The 1650-nt window shown below is 41.8% G+C and carries 1 protein-coding gene; it reads right to left on the bottom strand.

Annotated features, from left to right (window positions below; all coding sequences use genetic code 11):
• Nucleotides 1-302: 302 nt before the first annotated feature.
• Nucleotides 303-1478 (bottom strand): hypothetical protein, encoded by a 1176-nt coding sequence (locus tag R6242_RS20600; protein ID WP_318430510.1) that lies wholly within the window; start codon nt 1476-1478, stop codon nt 303-305.
• Between the last annotated feature and the right edge of the window lie 172 nt (nt 1479-1650).

Raw genomic sequence — 1650 nt, 5'->3', positions numbered from 1 at the left:
CCACACGCAGTAGCCACTCCCCGCGCCGCGTCTGCAAATCCCCCATAAATCCTCCTGCTTGATAAAAACCTCAGCATGACGAAAAAAGGAAAGGGCGTTTAGATGGGAGGGCTAGGCGCTTACGTCGCACCAGCATCATTCGATGCTGCAGTTGTTACGGAAAAACTCAGTGCAGGCAATAACAATGCAAAAAAGAACACTAACCATTTTTTCATATCACTCCTTATCTACTAAAATTTTTATCCGCTTTCAAAACGAGCGGCTTCACCTTTATGTCTGAATATTCAGAGTTTGAGTTCTTGCTATGCAGGCCCATCGCCAACAGGGGATACATACTCGCGGCAAAAAGTAATTATTTCATTAATAGTGGTGGGAGCATTTGGAATTGGCTCTTTACTATTTACCACTTCCAATATTTCTTGAGCCATTTGTTCAAAATGAGGATCTCCTGCCAATCGAGCATATAGAAAAAAGGAAAAGCTTTGTTTTTTTGTATTATAGTAGTTGTTAGGGTATACCCCTTTTGCTTCCTTGTTACTCTGTAACCAATTCAAGCCTTGAATTGTTCGCGCTTTATTAAGTATAAAAATCCCCATATTCAAAGTATCTTCAATCATCCAATCAATTTCTTCAGTACTTCGACAGAGATCAATGTTATTAAGAATTTTTCTATGAGTAAGACTACGTAGGGTTTCAAGCTCTGACAAACTAATACGTATCTTTTTACATGCAAAATCATTGAGCGGTTGATTTTCACGCCATTGCTGAAATTTCTGAATAAAACCACTAGCGCGCAGGCTATAAATTTCGAAATACATTTGACAACGCAGCTCGCCAGCAGATCCGCTGCAACTCGCCCACACGACTTGACTTCCCCCCTCAATTTCACGCTGAACATAAAACAAAAACCCATCATCCAATTTTTCCCGCACAGGCACAAAACCATACTCAGCCAAAGCTGGCGTTAATTGCTCAGCAAAACGCTTGGCGACTTTTGCCTTGGTGTATTTCACTGGATTAGCAGCAATCGGATCTAATTCATACCACATAGCCGTTTTTTCTTCTGGAATCACATAGCTACGCAACATATCATGGCAATAATAGGTTTCCGTTTCTAAATCAAACACATCCAAGCGCAATTCACGCGCCAGCGGTAATAATCGACGTAAAAATGCGTCAGATTGATCAGAATCAATCTGTATCGTCCACGCTTGGCTAGGTAAATCACGCACTGTATGAATTGGATTGATACCGTTCCATAACGAGTTTTCTTCTGAATTGCTTTCTAATGGGAAATACATCAGCAGCCGCTTGACCAAGCGAGATAATCTAGCCGACTGAGCTGCATTTGCAGGCCGAGTTTCATCCATAAAAACGGAGAGCATTTTCTTTACTCCACCGATGGTCTCAGGAAACCAAAGAATATTGGATTCAACGTTGTGGTTCTCTCTGTCGAGAATGGCAATTGTGTAATTCATTAAATCCTAACCTTTGTTACTAATTTTTGATTCGATTCACGATGTGAATCGTGATTGATTTATCAGTATAGCGCCACCGCTAAGCATCCAGCTACGCCCTCTAAAGATCGTCCATACGTGAGATCTTATCAGAGCAGGCTCGGCCGATACGTATCGTACGAGCCTGCTGCTG

Source organism: Iodobacter sp. CM08 (assembly GCF_033446605.1).
In the GTDB taxonomy this organism is placed as follows: Bacteria; Pseudomonadota; Gammaproteobacteria; order Burkholderiales; family Chitinibacteraceae; genus Iodobacter.
This window is presented reverse-complemented; position numbering and strand designations above follow the sequence as displayed.

What these genes read in the sequence shown, in the direction of transcription:
- R6242_RS20600 (WP_318430510.1), bottom strand. Translation starts at nt 1,478, where the DNA reads ATGAATTACACAATTGCCATTCTCGACAGAGAGAACCACAACGTTGAA.